This window comes from Pseudomonas cichorii (genome assembly GCF_018343775.1).
In the GTDB taxonomy this organism is placed as follows: Bacteria; Pseudomonadota; Gammaproteobacteria; order Pseudomonadales; family Pseudomonadaceae; genus Aquipseudomonas; species Aquipseudomonas cichorii.
On the sequence record NZ_CP074349.1, the window covers coordinates 4,328,668 to 4,347,330 of the forward strand.

An 18,663-nucleotide genomic window follows, 5' to 3' on the forward strand; every position below is an offset into this window, starting at 1 on the left:
TTCTCATGGCAGTAGCAGTAGATCAACCCGTTCCCGATTTCCAGGCCCCCGCCACCAGCGGGCAGGCTGTCAGCCTTGCCGGGCTCAAGGGCCAGCAGGTCGTCATTTATTTCTACCCCAAGGACAATACGCCGGGCTGCACCACCCAGGGCCAGAACTTCCGTGACAGCATCGCGCAGTTCCAGGCGGCCAATACTGTGGTTTTCGGCGTATCGCGCGACAGCCTCAAGGCCCACGAGAACTTCAAGGCCAAGCAGGAGTTTCCCTTCGAGCTGATTTCCGACAAGGACGAAGCCCTGTGCCAGTTGTTCGACGTCATCAAGCTCAAGAAGCTTTATGGCAAGGAATATCTGGGCGTTGATCGCAGCACCTTCCTGATCGACAAGAATGGCGTACTGCGCAAGGAATGGCGTGGCGTGAAAGTCCCGGGCCACGTGGACGAAGTACTGGCAGAAGCTCAGGCCCTGAACAAGGCCTGATCATCCGGCCACCTTGCTGCGGCGCGCAATACGCCGCAGCAATCGCTACAACATCGGCGCTACGCTCGGCTCATTGCGCGGCCAGGCGTCGAGAACGGCCTTGAACAGGGTCGCCAGCGGAATCGCAAAGAATATCCCCCAGAAGCCCCACAGCCCGCCAAACAGCAGCACGGCGCAGATGATCGCCACCGGATGCAAATTGACCGCCTCCGAGAACAGCAGCGGCACCAGCACGTTACCGTCCAGCGCCTGAATGATGCCGTGCACCATCATCAGATAGATGAACTGATCGCCCCAGCCCCATTGAAACAGACCGATCAGCGCCACCGGCACCGTGACCACCACCGCGCCCACATAAGGCACGACCACCGACACACCCACCAGCATCGCCAGCAGCGCGGCGTAGTTGAGGCCAAGCGCCACAAATGCCACGTAGGTCACGCCGCCACAGATGAAGATCTCGATGACCTTGCCACGAATGTAGTTAGCGATCTGGCGATTCATTTCCTCGGCGACACGGGTCAGCAAGGCACGCTCACGAGGCAGATAGCCACGTACCCAGCGGCCGATCATCTGGCGGTCCTTGAGGAAAAAGAACACCAGGATGGGCACCAGAACCAGATAGATCATGAGGTTGACCAGCAATGGCAGGCTGGACAGGGAAAACGTCAGCGCCAGTTGGCCGATCTTGCCGATTTCGCCACGAGCCGCTTCGATGGCTTGCAGCACTTGCACGTCCGAAACCAGGTGCGGGTAACGCTCCGGCAGCAACAGCAGGAGCGACTGCCATTTGGCGAGCATGCCCGGCAACTCGTTGAACAGGGTGATCAACTGATGCCAGAGCAACGGGACCAGCACCAGCAGGAAGACCAGCAACACGCCGATGAACAGGGCGAATACCAGACCGACCGCCCCCACTTCCGGCATGCGCAGGCGTTCCAGAAAGTTGACAACGCCCTGCATCAGAAACGCCAGAACCAGCCCGGCCAGAACAGGAGCCAGCATGCCTCCCAGTGTCAGGACCAGGGTGAATGCCAGAAACAGCAGGACTGCCAGTACAACCGCTTCCTCATCGGAGAAATACAGCTGCACCCAATTGCGAAGCACCTTGAACATCAAACATCCTTTCGAGAAAAAACGGGCTGTGATTTACGCCTTGCGCAACCAATAGCTGTAGATGCCTTCATTGGCCTCTTCATGCAGCAAGACATGGCCTGCCAGCCTGGCAAAGGTTCTGAAATCACGCTGCGATCCCGCGTCGGTCGCAATGACTTTCAGAACCGCACCACTGGGCAGGCGATTGAGTTCCATCTTGGCCTTGAGCAGCGGCAACGGGCAATTGAGGCCACAGGCATCGAGTTCGGCATCGCAGACCTCGGGGCGCGTTACAGCGTCAGACATCGTTTTTCTCCAGGCGGACACATCAAGTTAAAAAGTATTCGAAAAAATGCATGCAGACATTTCAGACAGAACGAGAAGAATACCTCACTCTGGTCAGCACGCCATTGAGCCAGCTACAGTAAGTGTTCTCCAGCCTAGAGCCTCGTGCATGAATTTCCTGCGTCCTACACTGCTCACGCTCGCCTGCCTGCTCGCCACACCGAGCATGGCTGATGATTTACCATCTCTTGGCGACGCCAGCTCTTCCATCGTTTCGCCCGAACAGGAGCACCAGCTGGGCCGTGCCTGGCTGGGCATGCTGCGTGCCCAGGTGGGTCAACTGTCCGACCCGCAGCTCAAGGACTTCGTCGAAACATCGGTCTATCGCCTCGCCGAAACCAGTCAGGTCCAGGACCGGCGCCTTGAGTTCATCCTCATCAACAGCCCACAGCTGAACGCCTTTGCGGCGCCCGGTGGGATCATCGGGGTCAACGGCGGACTGTTTCTAAACGCCCAGACCGAAGGCGAATATGCCTCGGTCATGGCCCACGAACTGGCTCACCTGTCACAGCGCCACTTTGCCCGTGGTGTCGAAGCCCAGCAGCGCATGCAGGTTCCCGTAATGGCCGCCATGCTGGCCGGTATCGTCATGGCCGCAGCAGGTGCGGGTGATGCCGGCATCGCAGCCATTGCCGGTTCACAGGCCGCTGCGATCCAGGAGCAGCGCCGCTTCTCGCGCCAGAACGAACAGGAAGCGGATCGCATCGGCATCATGAATCTGGAAAAGGCCGGGTATGACCCTCGCAACATGCCGACCATGTTCGAACGCCTCATGCGCCAGTATCGATTCGATGCCAGACCACCGGAATTCCTGCTGACTCACCCGGTCAGCGAATCGCGTATCGCCGACACCCGCAACCGCGCCGAGCAGGCCAAACCGGGCGGCAAGGAAGACAGCCTTCTCTATCAACTGATGCGGGCCAGGGTCGCGCTGATCTATGAGGAAACCCCGGGGATCTCCGCCAAGCGCTTCCGCGCCCAACTGGTTGAAAACCCCAACTCCGATTCGGCACGCTACGGGCTGGCAATCGCGCAGATCAAGGCCGGGCAGCTCAATGAAGCCCGTGAAGAGCTCAAGCCGCTCTTGGCCAAGGCGCCCAACGATATCACCTACAACCTGACCCAGATCGATCTGGACATCACCAACAATCGTCTGGCAGATGCCCAGCAACGGGTTGACCGGATGCTCACGCTGTATCCGAACAACTATCCCCTGAACGATGTGCGGATCGACGTGCTGCTCAAGCAGAACCGCACCGCAGAAGCCGAAAAAGCACTGGAAGCGCTGCTCAAGACCCGCTCAGACGATCCGGACATCTGGTACGTAGTGGCCGAAACAAGGGGCCTGAATGGCAACACCATCGGCCTGCATCAGGCCCGCGCCGAATACTTCGCCCTGGTCGGCGACTTCCGGCAGGCCATTCAGCAACTGGATTTCGCCAAGCGTCGTGCCAGCAACAACTTCCAGCTGGCTTCCCGGATCGATGCCCGGCAGAAAGACCTGATCGAACAGGAACGAATGGTCAAGGACATGATGAACTGATTGTTCACCCCTCTCTCCCCCGAAAAAAATCCCGGCACGATGGCCGGGATTTTTATTTCAGGCACATCTGTCAGGCATTGCCTGCCTGTTTCAGGCGAGCCGCCTGAGTGAAATCCAGCATCCGTTGCAGAGGACGCACGGCATGGGGGATTACCGCAGGCTCGACGAATATCTCGTTGCTACCCTCACGCAGGCACTGCAAGGTGCGCTCAAGGGTGTTCATCGCCATCCAGGGGCAATGAGCGCAACTGCGGCACGCCGCGCCATTACCGGCCGTTGGCGCCTCGATGAAGATCTTGTCGGGGCACAACTGCTGCATCTTGTAGAAGATGCCTCGGTCGGTGGCCACGATAAAGGTCTTGTTGGGCATGCGCTGGGCGGCGGCAATCATCTGGCTGGTGGAGCCCACCGCATCGGCCAGGGCAATGACCTCCTCAGGCGACTCGGGATGGACCAGCACGGCAGCTTCCGGATACAGCGCCTTCATGTCTTGCAACTGCTTGGACTTGAACTCTTCGTGAACGATACAGGCACCGTCCCAGAGCAGCATGTCGGCACCGGTTTCACGCTGGATATAGCGTCCCAGGTGCTTGTCCGGCGCCCAGATGATTTTCTCGCCGTTATCCATCAGGCTTTCGACGATCTCCAGGGCACAGCCTGACGTTACAACCCAGTCGGCACGGGCTTTGACTGCGGCCGATGTGTTGGCGTAGACCACCACGGTGCGGTCAGGATGCTGATCGCAGAAAGCGGAAAACTCATCGACAGGACAGCCGACATCCAGGGAACAGGTGGCTTCAAGCGTCGGCATGAATACCCGTTTTTCCGGATTGAGGATCTTGGCGGTTTCCCCCATGAAACGCACGCCGGCCACCAGCACGGTACTGGCTGAATGGTTATTGCTGAAGCGTGCCATTTCCAGAGAGTCGGCCACGCAACCGCCGGTTTCTTCGGCCAGGGCCTGAATGACCGGATCACAGTAATAGTGGGCGACGAGCACCGCATCCCGCGCCTTGAGTTCGGCAGCGATTTCGGCGCGGTAATAGGCCTGTTCTTCAATACTCAACGCTTTGGGCTGCTTGGCATCGAGGTGAGCCTGTACCAGAAAGCGTTCGGAAATCTGCGTCATTTTTAGCTGGACCTGAATGCACTTGAGCGCGAGCGGCAAGTTTACACTGGAAAGGCAGGTAAGAAAAAAGCCGAAAGAGCTGATTTTCAGGGGTTGTCCAACTTTTCAGGTATCAGCCTAAAAAACTGCAAGCAATTGATTTTCTGTCTGTTTAGCCGCACCTGGAGTAACAAGAATCATTTACCAGATTAATCTACTCCATGACGGGTAAATAACCTGACGCAATAACGTCAAACAAGGCCTGACCTCGCCTCTTTCATTAAATGAAAGCCATAAAAAAACGCCAGTCGAAACCGGCGTTTTTTATTTACATCAAGACTTACTGCGGCTTGCGACGGCCAAAGCCAGGACGCTGACCGGAACCGGCCGGTGGACCACGACGCTTGCCCGATGGAGCATCGTCATCGACCAGCTTGATACCGGCGCGCTTTGGCGAAGGCTTGGCTGGACGCTTGCTCACATCACTTGGACGCTCGGCAACCGGCGTACCACGGCTGTTCTCGGCAGGACGCGGCGAACGCGAACCTGGCTTGCCCGAATCCTTGCGCGGTGGACGCTGCGTGGAATCGCCACGCGGACGATCACGATCGCTGCCGGTGACCTGCGGCTGACGTGGTGCGCGCTCGCCGGTGGCCGGTGCGCCATTGGCAGGACGCAGGTTCCGTACGCGCTCGCCCTTGCCCAGTGGGCGGGACGACTGACGCTGCAAACGCTCCAGCTTGTCCTTGGTCTTGGCGTTCATCTGCGGCTGAGCCACAGGCGTAAGGCCGACTTCGGCAGCCAGGACGTCGACTTCGTACTGGCTCATTTCGCGCCAGCGGCCCATCGGCAGGTCCGAGTTGAGGAATACCGGCCCGTAACGAACGCGCTTGAGGCGGCTGACCACCAGGCCCTGGGACTCCCAGAGACGACGTACTTCACGGTTACGGCCTTCCATCACCACGCAGTGATACCAGTGGTTGAAACCTTCACCGCCCGGTGCCTGTTGAATATCGGTGAAACGTGCAGGACCGTCTTCGAGGATCACGCCGTTCTTGAGACGCAGCAGCATGTCGTCATCGACTTCGCCACGCACACGTACCGCATATTCGCGGTCCATCTCGAAGGACGGGTGCATCAGGCGGTTGGCCAGCTCACCATCGGTGGTGAACATCAGCAGACCGGTGGTGTTGATGTCCAGGCGACCGATATTGATCCAGCGGCCTTCTTTGGGACGCGGCAGACGGTCGAACACCGTTGGTCGGCCTTCAGGGTCGTCACGGGTGCAGATCTCGCCATCCGGCTTGTTGTACATGATGACGCGGCGTACCGTTTCGGCAGCCTCTTCGCGCTTGATGACGCGACCGTCAACGGTAATGGCGTCATGCATGTCGACGCGCTGACCAAGGGTGGCGTCGCGGCCATTGACCTTGATGCGGCCCTGGCTGATCCAGGCCTCGACGTCACGACGCGAACCGACGCCAATACGTGCCAGAACCTTCTGCAGTTTTTCACCTGCGGGTCCGATTTCCTGGCTGTCCTGCGTGTCTTTTTCACTCATCTGGGCACCTCCCGGTGTGTCGAATCAGGGCTTGCCGAGGACCGGCAAGACCTGCTGCCCTGCGCGCTGTGGATAGCCGCAAGGCGAAATACTTTGAGCCTGGGCGAAGCGGATTCGCCAAAGGGTCGCGAATCATACGCTCATGCAGCCGGTTGCGCATCCAGGCCCGGTTGAAAATCTGCCAGTCACTTCTTCTTTTTGCGACCGGTGGTCTTCAGCTTCGCCAGACGCATGACCGACTCGGCCAGAACGAGCCGCTTGTCGTCCTTGTCGAGTTTTTTCCAGGCCTTGATCTCCCGCTTGCTGCGACCGCATCCCAGACAGATGTCGTCGTCAAACTTGCAGAGGCTGATACAGGGGTTCCTGGTGCTGCTCATAGGGCCTTTTCGCGAATGAATTCGCACACAGTTTGTAGAACTCCACCGTCAAACATCGTCTTCAGGCTCTTTATCGGGCTCATCGACCAACAGATCATCAAAGTCAGTCTTCAGACCCTGCTCCATGGAGTCGAGTTCAAGCAGCAGGCTGCGGAAGCTGGTTTCATCCCGTGGCGATTCAGGCTCATCTTCATCGACATCCAGGCTGGCATCGGCCAGAGCCTGCAAATGCGCCGGGACTGGCGCATCGTCGAACTCAAGCACCGGTTCGGACTCCATCTCACGCAAATCGGCCAGCGGTGGCAGCTCTTCGAGACTCTTGAGGTTGAAGTGATCGAGAAAGCCCTTGGTGGTCGCAAACATCGCCGGCTTGCCGGGCACATCACGATAACCGACGACCCTGATCCACTCACGCTCCAGCAGCGTCTTGACGATATGGCTGTTGACCGCAACGCCACGTACGTCCTCGATCTCGCCACGGGTAATCGGCTGACGATAGGCAATCAGCGCCAGGGTTTCCAGCATGGCTCGGGAATAACGTTGCGGGCGCTCTTCCCACAAACGCCCGACCCAGGGTGAAAAACGCTCGCGAATCTGCAAGCGATAGCCCGAGGCCACTTCCTTGAGCTCGAAAGCACGGCCTTCACAGGACTTGCTCAGCACTTGCAAAGCCTTCTTGAAGACCGGCGGCTCCGGGCGCTCGCCTTCCTCGAACAGCTCGTACAAGCGCTCCAGCGTCTGCGGCTTTCCAGAAGCCAGCAGAAATGCTTCAAGCAAGGGTGCCAGTTCGCGAGGTTCATTGAGGTTCATGATTCAGTTCTTGCTCTACTCGGCTCGCGCCCGGACATGGATCGCCGCAAAGGGCTCGTTTTGGACCAACTCGACCAGAGACTCCTTGACCAGCTCAAGCACGGCCATGAACGTCACTACAACACCAAGCCGCCCTTCTTCAGCGGTGAACAATTCGGCAAAAGGCACAAAACCGCCGCCCTTGAGCCGCTCCAGCACATCACTCATGCGCTCGCGGGTCGATAATGCCTCACGGCTGACTTGATGGCTTTCGAACATGTCGCCCCGGTGCAGCACCTCGGCCATGGACATCAGCACTTCTTCCAGGCTGACGTCCGGCAACAGCTTGCGCGCCCTCGCTTCGGGGGCATCGAGTTTGGGCACGATCACATCGCGCCCGACCCGCAGCAGGCCATCGATCCCTTCAGCCGCTGCCTTGAAACGCTCGTACTCCTGAAGACGACGGATAAGCTCGGCACGAGGGTCCTCTTCATCCTCTTCCACTTCTGCCGAACGCGGCAGCAGCATGCGCGACTTGATCTCGGCCAGCATCGCGGCCATCACCAGGTATTCCGCGGCCAGTTCCAGACGCACGGTTTTCATCAGCTCGACATACCCCATGTACTGGCGGGTGATTTCCGCTACCGGGATGTCGAGGATATCGATGTTCTGTTTGCGGATCAGGTACAGCAGCAGGTCAAGCGGCCCCTCGAAGGCTTCGAGAAAAACTTCCAGAGCATCCGGCGGAATATAGAGATCCAGCGGCATTTGCGTGACCGCCTGCCCATAGACCAGTGCGAACGGCAGCTCCTGCTGGGCATCGGCCTGGCTGTCTACCGTTTCCAGGTTCGTCATTACGCTTCTTCACCGAACGGCGTCGGATCACCGCACCCCACACGGATGATCTGCGGCTCTCCGTCAGCCAGGCTGATGACGGTGGAAGCCGAAATGCCGCCCATGCCGCCATCGATGATCAGATCCACCTGATGTTCCAGTATCTGGCGCATCTCATAAGGATCGCTCAGCGGCACGCTGTCGCCGGGCATGATCAGGCTGACACTCATCAGCGGCTCACCCAGTTGCTCCAGCAAAGCCTGGGCAATGGGATGGCTGGGTACCCGCAGACCGATGGTGCGGCGCTTTGGGTGCAGGATCAGGCGCGGCACTTCACGGGTTGCATTCAGAATGAAGGTGTATGGCCCCGGCGTGTGGGTCTTGAGGGCCCGGAAAGCGCCAGTATCGACCTTGGCGAACAGCCCCAGTTGCGACAGGTCGCAGCACATCAGGGTGAAGTTGTGCTTGTCGTCCAGCTGGCGCAGACGACGAATGCGCTCGATGGCGCTCTTGTCGCCGATCTGGCAGCCCAGCGCATAAGACGAATCGGTCGGGTACACCACCAGCCCGCCGGCTTTGATGATTTCCGCGGCTTGCTTGATCAGACGCGGTTGCGGGTTCTCCGGGTGGACCTGGAAAAATTGACTCACGGTAACTTCCTGTTCAGACGGAGGCTGGAGGCTGTTCATGTTTGAATCTGCACCACAGTGGCGGCAGATCCTCGGGCAACGGCCGGTATATACCGATCTCGGACCATGCACCAGGGCCATGGAAATCGCTGCCGGCGGTAACCAGCAGACCGAACTCACGGGCCAGTATCGCCAGGGTTCCGACCTGATCGGCAGGTTGCATGCCATTGACCACTTCGATGGCGTGGCCACCAGCCTGGATGAAATCGGCGACCAGTTTACGCCGTTTACTGCGCGTGAAGTCATAATGCGATGGATGCGCGAGGCTGACCCAGGCACCTGAAGCCCGCAAAGTGGCGACGGTTTCGTCCAGAGTCGGCCAATGCTGCTTCACATCCCCCAGCTTGCCTGCCCCCAGCCATTTGCGAAAAGCTTCGGCACGATCCTTCACAAAACCGGCACGCACCAGATAGTCGGCAAAGTGCGGTCGGGCCGGAGCATTACCGCTGTCGCCCAGTTCCTGCTGGATCGCCCGGGCACCTTCCAGCGCCCCAGGCATACCTTTGATCGCCAATTTGCGACTGATTTCCTCGGCCCGCAACCAGCGGCCTTCGTGCAAACGCTCGATTGCTTCCACCAGCGCCGGGGCCTTCATGTCGAATCCGTAGCCCAGGATATGGATGGTTGCGCCTCCCCAGGTGCAGGACAACTCGACGCCATTGACCAGTTGCATCCCCAGAGAATGCGCGGCCGCACGGGCTTCTTCGAGGCCTTCGACCGTATCATGGTCGGTCAGCGACAGAACCCGCACACCGTTTTCATAGGCACGGGCCACCACGGCCGCTGGCGCAAGAGAGCCATCCGACGCGGTGCTGTGGCAGTGCAGGTCAACATTCATATTCGGGAGCTATCGCTGTCTTTGATGTTTGTTATTATGCCGTCACATCCTGCTTCTGGCTGCCATTGTGAAACAATTCATAGACTTCATCCCGCTGATCCTGTTTTTCATCGTCTACAAGACCGAACCTCGCGCCGTCGACATCCTGGGCCACAGTTACATGCTAGGCGGGATTTTCAGTGCGACCGCGATGCTGATCGCCAGCTCCCTGGTCGTCTACGGGATTCTGTACATCAAGCAGCGCAAACTGGAAAAAAGCCAATGGCTGACCCTGGTAGCCTGCCTGGTCTTCGGCAGCCTGACCCTGGCCTTTCACAGCGAAACCTTCCTCAAGTGGAAAGCTCCGGTGGTCAACTGGCTGTTTGCCCTGGCATTTGCCGGCAGCCACTTCATCGGTGATCGCCCGCTGATCCAGCGCGTCATGGGCCACGCCCTGACCCTGCCTGCTGCAGTCTGGGTCAAACTCAACATTGCCTGGGTCCTGTTTTTCATTTTCTGCGGTGCTGCCAATCTGTATGTGGCCTTTACCTATCAGGACTTCTGGGTCGACTTCAAAGTCTTCGGCAGTCTGGCCATGACCCTGATCTTCCTGGTGGCTCAAGGTATCTACCTGAGCCGTCACCTGAGTGACGCAGCCCCTTCTTCCACTACCAAAACCGAGGACTGACATGCTCTACGCCATCATTGCTACAGATGTTGCCGACTCGCTGGAAAAACGCCTGAGCGTACGTCCTGCTCACCTGGAGCGCATCATCGCCCTCAAGGATGCAGGCCGTCTGGTGCTGGCGGGTCCACATCCAGCCGTGGACAGCAATGATCCGGGCCCTGCGGGTTTCAGCGGCAGCCTGATCGTCGCCGAGTTCGAGTCCCTGAGCGCCGCGGAAACCTGGGCCAAGGCCGATCCGTTCGTTGCAGCAGGCGTCTATGGCAATGTTGTGGTCAAGCCGTTCAAGCAAGTCCTGCCATAAATGTAACACCCCCGATCCTGTTCGCCAGGGCAGGATCGTGCAACACCCTCCTGCCTCGCGATACTCATCATTCCCGCCTCCCTGCCGACAACCTCATCGATATTTCGAATAGAAACGGCTCTATCAAGGGAGTTCAGATGCGTCCAGGTGTGTTGTGTCTGTTGATGATGGTGTTAGCGGTAAACAGTGCGGTTCAGGCCGAGGAAACCAATGATTCCGGTAACGTGCAGGCATTGCATTTGCCCAGCCCTGCCAGCCGGATTGCCGAGCTTGAACAGCGACTCAGGGAAAGCGAGCGCCTGCGCGAAGAACAGCTCAGGCTGGCGCAGAATGCCGAGGCCGAGCGTGAAAGCGCGCAACTCGCACGTTTGCGTCAAGAGAACCAGAGACTCAAGCTGCAGCTCAAGGAAGCACAATCCATTGCGTCCTCACGCTTGCTGACCGAACAGCAGCAATGGTTCATTGCAGGCGGTGGCGTTGCGGTAATAGCCCTGGTGTGCGGTATATTTGTCGGCGGTCGACGTAAGCAACGTCAGCAATGGCTAAATTGAGTGAGTCATGAGCGAGCTGTTACTAATTGATGATGATCAGGAGCTGTGTGAGCTTCTGAGCAGTTGGCTGAGCCAGGAAGGTTTTCAGGTCCGCGCCTGTCACGACGGCCACAGTGCGCGTCGGGCACTGGCGGAAACCGCTCCGTCTGCCGTGGTGCTGGACGTGATGCTGCCCGATGGCAGCGGCCTTGAACTGCTCAAGCAACTGCGCACCGACCATCCCGAGCTTCCCGTGGTCATGCTCTCGGCCCGGGGCGAGCCTCTGGACCGCATCCTCGGCCTCGAACTGGGTGCCGACGACTATCTGGCCAAACCCTGCGACCCGCGGGAACTGACGGCCAGGCTGCGCGCCGTACTGCGCCGCAGCCATCCGGTCGCCACACCCAGCCAGCTTGAACTGGGCGACCTGTGCTTCAGCCCGGTGCGCGGCGTGGTGAGCATCGATGAAAAAGAACTGACCCTGACCATTTCCGAAAGCCGCCTGCTCGAAGCGCTGCTGCGTCAACCGGGCGAACCTCTGGACAAGCAGGAGCTGGCGCAACTGGCCCTGGGGCGCAAACTGACGTTGTATGACCGCAGCCTGGACATGCACGTCAGCAACCTGCGCAAGAAGATCGGCCCGCATGCCGATGGCCGGCCCCGTATCGTGGCGCTGCGTAGCCGCGGTTATTACTACAGCCTTTAAAGCAAAAGCCCCGGCGCTTGGTAAACCCGGGTGCCGGTTCGCTTTACACAAGCTTTACCGAGGGCTGACCGCCCTTGACCTTGATCTCCCTAAACTGGGCTCCAACGGCAACGAGCCGCACCAGAGACAAGGAGATTCACCATGCGCAAGACCCTGATCGCTTTGATGTTCGCAGCAGCACTGCCTACCGTCGCCATGGCCGTACCACCACCTGGCGGCCCGGAAGCCGACGCTCCGGGCATGCATCAGGATCGCGATCATCGCGGCCCTGGCCTGGAAATGAAACGTGGCCCCGGCCCTTTTGCAGACCTGGATCTGACTCGCGAACAACGCCGTGACATCGGTAAATTGATGGGCGAGCAGATGAAAGAGCGCCGCGACGTCACCGAGCGCTACCTGGCCAAACTGTCCCCGGCAGACCAGAAAGCCATGAAAGACGAACTGGACGCCAAACGGGCCAAGACCGACAGCGAGATCCGCGCCCTGCTCAAGCCGGATCAGCAGAAGGAGTTCGACGAGATTCGCAAGAAACAGGAAGAGCGCCGCGCCGAATGGGCTGAATTCAAAGCCTGGAAAGCGGAAAAGGCAAAAAAGGCGCAATAATCGCCAGACTGCAAGTTGCTACTTAACTCAAACCCGACAGGCTCCCTGCCTGTCGGGTTTCTCCATTGAGGTCATCCTGTGCGTTCATTGTTCTGGCGAATCCTGGCCAGCTTCTGGTTAGCCATAGCCCTGGTTGCAGGCCTGTCGATTCTGCTTGGGCACATGCTCAATCAGGATGCCTGGATTCTCAGCCGTCATCCGGTCCTGAACGAGCTGCCGAAAAAGTGGGTGCAGATCTATGAAGAGCAAGGCGCAGCCACGGCACAGGACTATCTGCAGAACGTAAAGCGCCGCAACCGCATCGATGTGCAGGTGCTCAATGACAATGGCGAACCTGTGGTGCTCGGCACCTTTCCTCCGCGGGCAGCAGCCTTTGAGGCCCGTCAGCAGGACGACTCGCGCCAGTTGCCATGGCGTCGCCTGACCACCGAATACACCAGCGACAGTACCGGCATCACTTACCTGCTGATCTTTCGCATCCCGCATCCCGAGATCGAAGACTGGCACCGCCAGAGCCTGATGTGGCCACTGAGCGCACTGGGCATCGCGCTGGTGGTACTGACACTGTTCAGCCTGCTTGTAACGCTCTCCATCACCCGGCCACTGAGTCGGCTGCGCGGTGCCGTGCACGATCTGGGGCAAACCAGCTATCAGCAACACAGCCTGGCACAACTGGCCAACCGCCGGGACGAGTTCGGTGTACTGGCGACCGACTTCAACCGCATGGGCGCACGCCTGCAAAGCCTGATCGGCAGCCAGCGTCAATTGCTTCGCGATGTGTCCCATGAACTGCGCTCGCCCCTGGCTCGACTGCGCATTGCCCTGGCACTGGCCGAGCGTGCGGAACCGGCAGAACGGGAAAAACTCTGGCCACGCCTGGGCCGCGAATGCGACCGCCTGGAAGCCCTGATCAGCGAGATTCTTGCACTGGCCCGTCTGGATGCCGACTTTGGCAGCCCGGAGCCAGTGGAACTGGGCAGCATGCTGCTGCGCCTGAAAAACGACACGCAACTGGACGACGAGCCTCAGAACATCAGGGTTCAGGTCCAGGACAACCTGCAACTGCAAGGCTGGCCGGACATGCTCGAACGAGCGGTGGACAACCTGCTGCGCAACGCCCTGCGCTTCAGTCCGCCGGGGCAGCCCATCGATGTGCAGGCCGTGCGCGTGGGTAATCATGTGCAATTGAGCGTGCGCGACCGCGGCCCCGGCGTCGCGGCAGAACATCTGTCACAACTGGGAGAACCGTTTTACCGCGCTCCCGGCCAGACAGCACCCGGCCACGGCCTGGGCCTGGCCATCGCCAAACGGGCGGCGGAACGTCATGGCGGCAGCCTGACACTGGGCAATCACCCGGAAGGCGGCTTCCTTGCCACACTGGAAATACCGCTGGAACCTGTCAACCCGCAGACAAACTGATCGATTCCGGTCGCTCGCCCGAGCGACCGGTCATCAGCCCTGCCACTCGCTGACAAAACCACCCACGTCCACTTTCGGCGCTTCACGTGGCGGGTTTTGTGGCGTGCCCAGATACAGGAAGGCAATGACCTCTTCGTCATCGGCCAGTCCGAAGCCCTTGGCAACATGGGGTGAGTACGACAGATCGCCCGTACGCCATACCGCTCCGACACCCTGGGCATAAGCGGCCAGCAGCACGGCATGCGCGGCGCAGCCAGCGGTAATCAGTTGCTCCTTGCGCGGCACCTTGAAGTGATCCTGCAAGCGCGCAACCACCACGACCACCAGCGGAGCACGCAACGGCCCCAGACGCGCCTTGTCCAGAGCCTGGGGCGTGATTTCACCACCACCCTGCTGCAGAGCCTCGACCAGCAACTCGCCCATGCGCTCGCGAGCCGGACCTTCGACCGTGATGAAACGATAAGGCCGCAGTTGACCATGATCGGGTGAGCGCAAGGCTGCGCCAAACAGGATTTCCCGCTGTGCAGCATCCGGAGCGGGATCGACCAATCGTGGTACAGAAACACGATTGAGCAAAACGTCGAGTGCCTCCATGGGTGACCTCCTTGAGAATTGATCGGGCATTCTAGAATGGGTTCAGAGTCAATAACGAGCACGTCGAACAATTACTTACCACCAATGACCTTTGCCAGTCGGTTTACATGCCCTCTGGCACAGGTAAAATGATCGCCCTTCCCTATTCAGTCCGAGCAGTTCATGGCGTTGCCGACCCTTCGCATTATCGGTTTCATCATCGGCATATTCCTGATCACTCTGGCAGTCGCCATGATCGTGCCCATGGCGACACTCGTCATCTACGAGCGTTTTGAAGACCTGCGCTCGTTTCTGTGGGCCAGCGCCATTACCTTTATCGCGGGTCTGGCCCTTGTGGTGCCGGGCCGGCCGGAACATGTGCATCTGCGCCCACGGGACATGTACATGCTCACGGTTTCCAGCTGGATCATCGTGTGCATCTTTGCCGCTCTTCCCTTCCTGCTGACCCAGCACATCAGCTACACCGACTCCTTCTTCGAGAGCATGTCGGGCATCACGGCCACCGGCTCGACCGTGCTCAGCAATCTGGACAGCATGTCACCGGGGATTCTGATCTGGCGTTCCATGCTGCACTGGCTGGGCGGCATTGGCTTCATCGGCATGGCCGTAGCGATCCTGCCGCTGCTGCGCATCGGTGGCATGCGTCTGTTCCAGACCGAGTCTTCCGACCGGTCCGAGAAGGTCATGCCACGCTCGCACATGGTGGCCAAGTTCATCGTCCTGGCCTATGTCGGCTTTACCGCCTTGGGCAGCCTGGCGTTCTGGGCAGCGGGCATGAGCCTGTTCGACGCAATCAACCATGCGATGTCAGCGATTTCCACTGGCGGTTTCTCCACGTCCGACCTTTCCCTGGCAAAGTGGCCGCAACCGGCGGTGCACTGGGTCGCAATCGTGGTGATGATCCTCGGCAGCCTGCCCTTTACGCTTTACGTGGCGACCCTGCGCGGCAATCGCAAGGCGCTGATCAAGGATGAACAGGTTCAGGGCCTGATCGGCCTGCTGCTGGTGACCTGGCTCATGATGACCCTCTGGTACGGCGCCACCACCGATCTGCCCTGGAGCGACGCACTGCGCCATGTGGCCCTGAACGTGACGTCGGTGGTCACCACCACCGGCTTCGCCCTGGGCGACTACAGCCTGTGGGGCAATTTCTCACTGATGCTGTTTTTCTATCTGGGCTTCATTGGCGGCTGTTCCGGCTCGACGGCTGGCGGCGTGAAGATCTTCCGCTTCCAGGTGGCCTACATCCTGCTCAAGGCCAACCTCAATCAGTTGATCCACCCGCGGGCCGTCATCAAGCAGAAGTACAACGGACACAGGCTGGACGACGAAATCGTTCGGTCGATCCTGACCTTTTCGTTCTTCTTCACCATCACCATTTGCGTCATCGCCCTGCTGCTCTCCCTGCTGGGCCTGGACTGGATGACAGCCCTGACCGGCGCCGCGAGCACGGTATCCGGCGTGGGGCCGGGCCTGGGTGAAATCATCGGTCCAGCAGGCAATTTCTCCACACTGCCGGATGCTGCGAAATGGATTCTGTCCGCCGGCATGCTGCTGGGGCGCCTGGAGATCATCACGGTGCTGGTGCTTTGCGTACCCGCGTTCTGGCGGCATTGATGCAAGGCTTGCCCTCACTCGGCTAGACTCAGCTCAGACCGACATGAGGGTGGGCATCATGGATCACGTCAAACCGTTCTCGAGCTTCGCCGAGTTCTATCCTTTCTATCTGCAGGAACACCGCAGCAGCACCAGCCGACGCCTGCACTTCATCGGCACCAGTCTGGTGATTTTCCTGCTGGCTTTCGGTGTCGGCAGTGGTCGATGGTGGTTGTTGTGGCTGCTGCCCGTTGCCGGTTACGGCTTTGCATGGGCCGGGCATTTCTTCTTCGAGAAGAACCGGCCAGCCACTTTCAAGCATCCGTTCTATAGCCTGCTCGGTGACTTCGTCATGTACCGGGACATGCTGCTGGGCAAGGTGCCGTTCTAGACAGCATCAGACGACGGATTCAACCACAGGCTCCTGCTGCGCAGCGGCCTTTTGCTGAAGATGGGCGTCGGCCAGACGAAACAGTTCGATGGTGCCGTCCAGATGCTCGATCAGGGCGGAACAGGACTCCACCCAGTCGCCGCAGTTGAGGTATTCCACCTCCCCGACCCTGCGGATTTCAGCATGGTGAATATGCCCGCACACCACGCCATCGAGGCCGCGCTTCACGCATTCGTGGGCAATGGCTTCCTCGAAGTCGCTGATGAAACTCACGGCTGTCTTGACCTTGTGTTTCAGGTACGCCGACAGCGACCAGTAACCGTAGCCGTACTTCGCCCGCCAGTGGTTGAGCCAGCGATTGAGAGTCAGCGTGAATTCGTAGGCCGAATCCCCCAGAAAGGCCAGCCAGCGGTGATAGCGCGTGATGACGTCGAACTGATCCCCATGAATCACCAGCAATCGACGACCGTCCGCCGTCACGTGCACGGCCTCGTCCAGCAACTGGATATTGCCCAGGATCAGCTTGGAGTAACGGCGCAGAAACTCATCATGATTGCCGGTGATGTAAATCACCTCGGTGCCACGCTTGCTCATGGTCAGCAAGCGACGTATCACGTTGGTATGCGCCTGGGGCCAGTACATGCCGCTGCGCATCTTCCAGCCGTCTATGATGTCGCCCACCAGATACACTTTGTCGGCCTGGTAACGCTTCAGGAAAGCCGACAGGTGTTCAGCCTGACAATCGCGAGTGCCCAGATGCACATCTGAAATCCACAAGGTCCGCACACGTTGCTTGGAGCTGGGTTTGGCAAGCTGAGCACTGCTCATGGGAAGACCTCCGGCAGGTTTTCCACGAGAGTGCGGCATATGGGTTAACTGGATGTGACACCGATATGACCGTGTAATGACATACTCCGCCCAACCATGAACCTGCACACTTCACTGCTTCCAGGGATCAGAATGAATCAGCGCTCCGCCCTCGGCGCCTTACATATCGGCGCACTGATGTTTGGCCTTGCCGGTGTACTCGGAAAGCTGGCCGCCGCCTCGCCTTCAGTCATTGTTTTCGGACGCGCAGCCTTTGCAGCCGCGGCCTTGTGGCTCTTCATCCGCTTCGCCCGCAATACCGCCTGGACATCTCTGCGCCTGAGGCATTGGGCACAACTGCTGCTCAGCGGTGTATTGCTCAGTGCCCATTGGGTCACGTTCTTCATGGCGGTGAAAATATCGGGCGTGGCGGTTGCGACTCTGGGTTTTGCCAGCTTTCCGGCCTTTACGGTCATTCTCGAAGGCCTGTTCTTTCGCGAACGGATTCGTCTCACGGAAATTCTTCTCGTGGTGCTGGTCAGTGCCGGGCTGATACTCGTGACACCGGATTTCGACCTTGCCAGCGAGGCAACCACTGGCTTGCTCTGGGCCATCGTTTCGGGGCTGACATTCTCGCTGCTGTCACTGATCAATCGCGCCAGCTCTGCGCATGTCCCGCCGGTGCAGGCTGCGTTGTGCCAGAACCTGATCGTAGCGGTCTGTCTGTTGCCTGCTGCGGCCGGCGAACTGGGTGATGTCTCAAGGCTGGACTGGCTGTGGATCGGGCTGCTTGGCGTATTTTGCACAGGAGTGGCACACAGCCTGTTCGTCGCCAGTCTGGCGGTGATAAAGGCGCGAATTGCAGCGATAGTGTTCGCCATGGAGCCGATCTATGGCATTGCTTTCGCCTGGCTGATATTTGCCGAAAGCCCCTCGCCGAGCATGCTGTTGGGGGGCACCTTGATCATTACCGCCATCATGGTTTCAGGGCTGATGAATCGATCGGACACCACGCCCTCGGCCACCGCCAGGACTCACTGAGTATCGGGTTGGCCCGACCTGTCGTTATGACCCAGATCGCGCAGCGGATCGATCTGATCACGCACCCGCTGCTTGAGCACCTTGGCTTCCGGAAAGCCCCCGTCAGCCTTGCGCTCCCAGATCTGCACGCCCGCGCAGGTGATGCGAAACACCCCGCCCGTCCCGGGCTCCAGAGAAACCTTGCCGAGATCGTCCGAAAACGTACTCAACAATTCCTGGGCCAGCCAGGCGGCGCGCAACAACCACTGGCATTGGGTGCAATACGTAATGACGACTTCAGCTTTTTCGAGTGACATGGACGAGCTCTTCAAAACAAATCAATTGATATACCCATGATAGGGCACATGATA

Annotated in this window: 23 protein-coding genes; 11 read left to right on the forward strand and 12 right to left on the reverse strand. The window is 59.2% G+C overall.

What is annotated here, in order from left to right; all coding sequences use genetic code 11:
• Positions 1–5: 5 nt before the first annotated feature.
• Complete coding sequence (locus KGD89_RS18245; RefSeq protein ID WP_025261206.1) at positions 6–479, forward strand: peroxiredoxin; 474 nt, start codon at positions 6–8, stop codon at positions 477–479.
• 45 nt (positions 480–524) lie between these two features.
• Here the strand turns inward: KGD89_RS18245 and KGD89_RS18250 are convergent, their stop codons facing one another.
• Both KGD89_RS18250 and KGD89_RS18255 read right to left on the reverse strand, forming a co-directional pair.
• On the reverse strand, positions 525–1,595 hold the full coding sequence (locus KGD89_RS18250; protein WP_025261207.1) for an AI-2E family transporter: 1,071 nt from the start codon (positions 1,593–1,595) through the stop codon (positions 525–527).
• A 33-nt stretch (positions 1,596–1,628) separates the two neighbouring features.
• Positions 1,629–1,880: a sulfurtransferase TusA family protein gene (locus tag KGD89_RS18255; RefSeq protein ID WP_025261208.1), complete on the reverse strand. Its 252-nt coding sequence runs from the start codon at positions 1,878–1,880 to the stop codon at positions 1,629–1,631.
• A gap of 148 nt (positions 1,881–2,028) precedes the next feature.
• Between KGD89_RS18255 and KGD89_RS18260 the strand changes: the two genes are divergently transcribed.
• Entirely contained in the window at positions 2,029–3,462 is a 1,434-nt protein-coding gene (locus KGD89_RS18260; protein ID WP_025261209.1) for a M48 family metalloprotease, read from the forward strand.
• A gap of 70 nt (positions 3,463–3,532) precedes the next feature.
• On the opposite strand, the gene nadA is transcribed toward KGD89_RS18260, so the two are convergent.
• The 7 genes from nadA to KGD89_RS18295 form a co-directional block, all read right to left on the reverse strand.
• Positions 3,533–4,591 carry a quinolinate synthase NadA gene (gene nadA, locus KGD89_RS18265; RefSeq protein WP_025261210.1) on the reverse strand — a complete coding sequence of 353 codons (1,059 nt, stop codon included), beginning with the start codon at positions 4,589–4,591 and terminating at the stop codon, positions 3,533–3,535.
• A 319-nt stretch (positions 4,592–4,910) separates the two neighbouring features.
• Positions 4,911–6,131, reverse strand: a complete 1,221-nt coding sequence (gene rluB, locus KGD89_RS18270; RefSeq protein ID WP_025261211.1) for a 23S rRNA pseudouridine(2605) synthase RluB — start codon at positions 6,129–6,131, stop codon at positions 4,911–4,913.
• A gap of 185 nt (positions 6,132–6,316) precedes the next feature.
• Complete coding sequence (locus KGD89_RS18275; RefSeq protein ID WP_025261212.1) at positions 6,317–6,508, reverse strand: DUF1289 domain-containing protein; 192 nt, start codon at positions 6,506–6,508, stop codon at positions 6,317–6,319.
• A 48-nt stretch (positions 6,509–6,556) separates the two neighbouring features.
• Positions 6,557–7,318, reverse strand: coding sequence for an SMC-Scp complex subunit ScpB (scpB, locus tag KGD89_RS18280; RefSeq protein WP_025261213.1), 762 nt, complete (start codon positions 7,316–7,318; stop codon positions 6,557–6,559).
• Positions 7,319–7,333: 15 nt separating this feature from the next.
• The gene (locus tag KGD89_RS18285; RefSeq protein ID WP_176767540.1) at positions 7,334–8,032 is read right to left on the reverse strand and encodes a segregation and condensation protein A; all 699 of its coding nucleotides are present in this window, start codon (positions 8,030–8,032) and stop codon (positions 7,334–7,336) included.
• Positions 8,033–8,151: 119 nt separating this feature from the next.
• Complete coding sequence (locus KGD89_RS18290) at positions 8,152–8,781, reverse strand: L-threonylcarbamoyladenylate synthase (protein ID WP_025261215.1); 630 nt, start codon at positions 8,779–8,781, stop codon at positions 8,152–8,154.
• A gap of 13 nt (positions 8,782–8,794) precedes the next feature.
• On the reverse strand, positions 8,795–9,658 hold the full coding sequence (locus KGD89_RS18295; protein ID WP_025261216.1) for a PHP domain-containing protein: 864 nt from the start codon (positions 9,656–9,658) through the stop codon (positions 8,795–8,797).
• Positions 9,659–9,725: 67 nt separating this feature from the next.
• Here KGD89_RS18295 and KGD89_RS18300 point away from each other — a divergent pair, with 67 nt between their 5' ends.
• The 6 genes from KGD89_RS18300 to KGD89_RS18325 all read left to right on the forward strand — a co-directional run bounded on the left by KGD89_RS18300 (position 9,726) and on the right by KGD89_RS18325 (position 13,884).
• A complete protein-coding gene (locus tag KGD89_RS18300) occupies positions 9,726–10,325 on the forward strand; it encodes a septation protein A (protein WP_025261217.1) in 600 nt (199 codons plus the stop codon).
• A 1-nt stretch (position 10,326) separates the two neighbouring features.
• Positions 10,327–10,626 (forward strand): YciI family protein, encoded by a 300-nt coding sequence (locus KGD89_RS18305; protein ID WP_025261218.1) that lies wholly within the window; start codon positions 10,327–10,329, stop codon positions 10,624–10,626.
• A gap of 137 nt (positions 10,627–10,763) precedes the next feature.
• Complete coding sequence (locus KGD89_RS18310; RefSeq protein ID WP_025261219.1) at positions 10,764–11,177, forward strand: translation initiation factor 2; 414 nt, start codon at positions 10,764–10,766, stop codon at positions 11,175–11,177.
• 7 nt (positions 11,178–11,184) lie between these two features.
• Entirely contained in the window at positions 11,185–11,862 is a 678-nt protein-coding gene (locus KGD89_RS18315) for a response regulator transcription factor (RefSeq protein WP_025261220.1), read from the forward strand.
• 141 nt (positions 11,863–12,003) lie between these two features.
• Positions 12,004–12,465, forward strand: coding sequence for a Spy/CpxP family protein refolding chaperone (locus tag KGD89_RS18320; RefSeq protein WP_025261221.1), 462 nt, complete (start codon positions 12,004–12,006; stop codon positions 12,463–12,465).
• A gap of 78 nt (positions 12,466–12,543) precedes the next feature.
• The gene (locus KGD89_RS18325; protein ID WP_025261222.1) at positions 12,544–13,884 is read left to right on the forward strand and encodes a sensor histidine kinase; all 1,341 of its coding nucleotides are present in this window, start codon (positions 12,544–12,546) and stop codon (positions 13,882–13,884) included.
• A 33-nt stretch (positions 13,885–13,917) separates the two neighbouring features.
• On the opposite strand, the gene KGD89_RS18330 is transcribed toward KGD89_RS18325, so the two are convergent.
• Positions 13,918–14,478 (reverse strand): nitroreductase family protein, encoded by a 561-nt coding sequence (locus tag KGD89_RS18330; protein ID WP_025261223.1) that lies wholly within the window; start codon positions 14,476–14,478, stop codon positions 13,918–13,920.
• 162 nt (positions 14,479–14,640) lie between these two features.
• On the opposite strand from KGD89_RS18330, the gene KGD89_RS18335 reads away from it, so the two are divergent.
• Positions 14,641–16,095, forward strand: a complete 1,455-nt coding sequence (locus KGD89_RS18335; protein ID WP_025261224.1) for a TrkH family potassium uptake protein — start codon at positions 14,641–14,643, stop codon at positions 16,093–16,095.
• Positions 16,096–16,153: 58 nt separating this feature from the next.
• Entirely contained in the window at positions 16,154–16,465 is a 312-nt protein-coding gene (locus KGD89_RS18340) for a DUF962 domain-containing protein (protein WP_025261225.1), read from the forward strand.
• A gap of 6 nt (positions 16,466–16,471) precedes the next feature.
• Here KGD89_RS18340 and KGD89_RS18345 read toward each other — a convergent pair whose 3' ends face one another.
• Positions 16,472–17,293 carry a UDP-2,3-diacylglucosamine diphosphatase gene (locus tag KGD89_RS18345; protein ID WP_025261226.1) on the reverse strand — a complete coding sequence of 274 codons (822 nt, stop codon included), beginning with the start codon at positions 17,291–17,293 and terminating at the stop codon, positions 16,472–16,474.
• A 132-nt stretch (positions 17,294–17,425) separates the two neighbouring features.
• Here KGD89_RS18345 and KGD89_RS18350 point away from each other — a divergent pair, with 132 nt between their 5' ends.
• Entirely contained in the window at positions 17,426–18,313 is an 888-nt protein-coding gene (locus KGD89_RS18350; protein ID WP_025261227.1) for a DMT family transporter, read from the forward strand.
• On the opposite strand, the gene KGD89_RS18355 is transcribed toward KGD89_RS18350, so the two are convergent.
• Positions 18,307–18,609 carry a SelT/SelW/SelH family protein gene (locus tag KGD89_RS18355; protein WP_025261228.1) on the reverse strand — a complete coding sequence of 101 codons (303 nt, stop codon included), beginning with the start codon at positions 18,607–18,609 and terminating at the stop codon, positions 18,307–18,309. The genes KGD89_RS18350 and KGD89_RS18355 overlap by 7 nt on opposite strands.
• Positions 18,610–18,663 lie beyond the last annotated feature (54 nt).

Bases quoted from the DNA above. Each gene is read 5' to 3' on its own strand.
- KGD89_RS18335 (WP_025261224.1), top strand. From the start codon at position 14,641: ATGGCGTTGCCGACCCTTCGCATTATCGGTTTCATCATCGGCATATTC.
- KGD89_RS18330 (WP_025261223.1), bottom strand. From the start codon at position 14,478: ATGGAGGCACTCGACGTTTTGCTCAATCGTGTTTCTGTACCACGATTG.
- KGD89_RS18260 (WP_025261209.1), top strand. From the start codon at position 2,029: ATGAATTTCCTGCGTCCTACACTGCTCACGCTCGCCTGCCTGCTCGCC.
- rluB (WP_025261211.1), bottom strand. From the start codon at position 6,131: ATGAGTGAAAAAGACACGCAGGACAGCCAGGAAATCGGACCCGCAGGT.
- KGD89_RS18295 (WP_025261216.1), bottom strand. From the start codon at position 9,658: ATGAATGTTGACCTGCACTGCCACAGCACCGCGTCGGATGGCTCTCTT.
- KGD89_RS18275 (WP_025261212.1), bottom strand. From the start codon at position 6,508: ATGAGCAGCACCAGGAACCCCTGTATCAGCCTCTGCAAGTTTGACGAC.
- KGD89_RS18315 (WP_025261220.1), top strand. From the start codon at position 11,185: ATGAGCGAGCTGTTACTAATTGATGATGATCAGGAGCTGTGTGAGCTT.
- KGD89_RS18350 (WP_025261227.1), top strand. From the start codon at position 17,426: ATGAATCAGCGCTCCGCCCTCGGCGCCTTACATATCGGCGCACTGATG.
- KGD89_RS18245 (WP_025261206.1), top strand. From the start codon at position 6: ATGGCAGTAGCAGTAGATCAACCCGTTCCCGATTTCCAGGCCCCCGCC.
- KGD89_RS18345 (WP_025261226.1), bottom strand. From the start codon at position 17,293: ATGAGCAGTGCTCAGCTTGCCAAACCCAGCTCCAAGCAACGTGTGCGG.
- KGD89_RS18355 (WP_025261228.1), bottom strand. From the start codon at position 18,609: ATGTCACTCGAAAAAGCTGAAGTCGTCATTACGTATTGCACCCAATGC.
- KGD89_RS18310 (WP_025261219.1), top strand. From the start codon at position 10,764: ATGCGTCCAGGTGTGTTGTGTCTGTTGATGATGGTGTTAGCGGTAAAC.
- nadA (WP_025261210.1), bottom strand. From the start codon at position 4,591: ATGACGCAGATTTCCGAACGCTTTCTGGTACAGGCTCACCTCGATGCC.
- KGD89_RS18305 (WP_025261218.1), top strand. From the start codon at position 10,327: ATGCTCTACGCCATCATTGCTACAGATGTTGCCGACTCGCTGGAAAAA.
- KGD89_RS18250 (WP_025261207.1), bottom strand. From the start codon at position 1,595: ATGTTCAAGGTGCTTCGCAATTGGGTGCAGCTGTATTTCTCCGATGAG.
- KGD89_RS18340 (WP_025261225.1), top strand. From the start codon at position 16,154: ATGGATCACGTCAAACCGTTCTCGAGCTTCGCCGAGTTCTATCCTTTC.
- KGD89_RS18255 (WP_025261208.1), bottom strand. From the start codon at position 1,880: ATGTCTGACGCTGTAACGCGCCCCGAGGTCTGCGATGCCGAACTCGAT.
- scpB (WP_025261213.1), bottom strand. From the start codon at position 7,318: ATGAACCTCAATGAACCTCGCGAACTGGCACCCTTGCTTGAAGCATTT.
- KGD89_RS18320 (WP_025261221.1), top strand. From the start codon at position 12,004: ATGCGCAAGACCCTGATCGCTTTGATGTTCGCAGCAGCACTGCCTACC.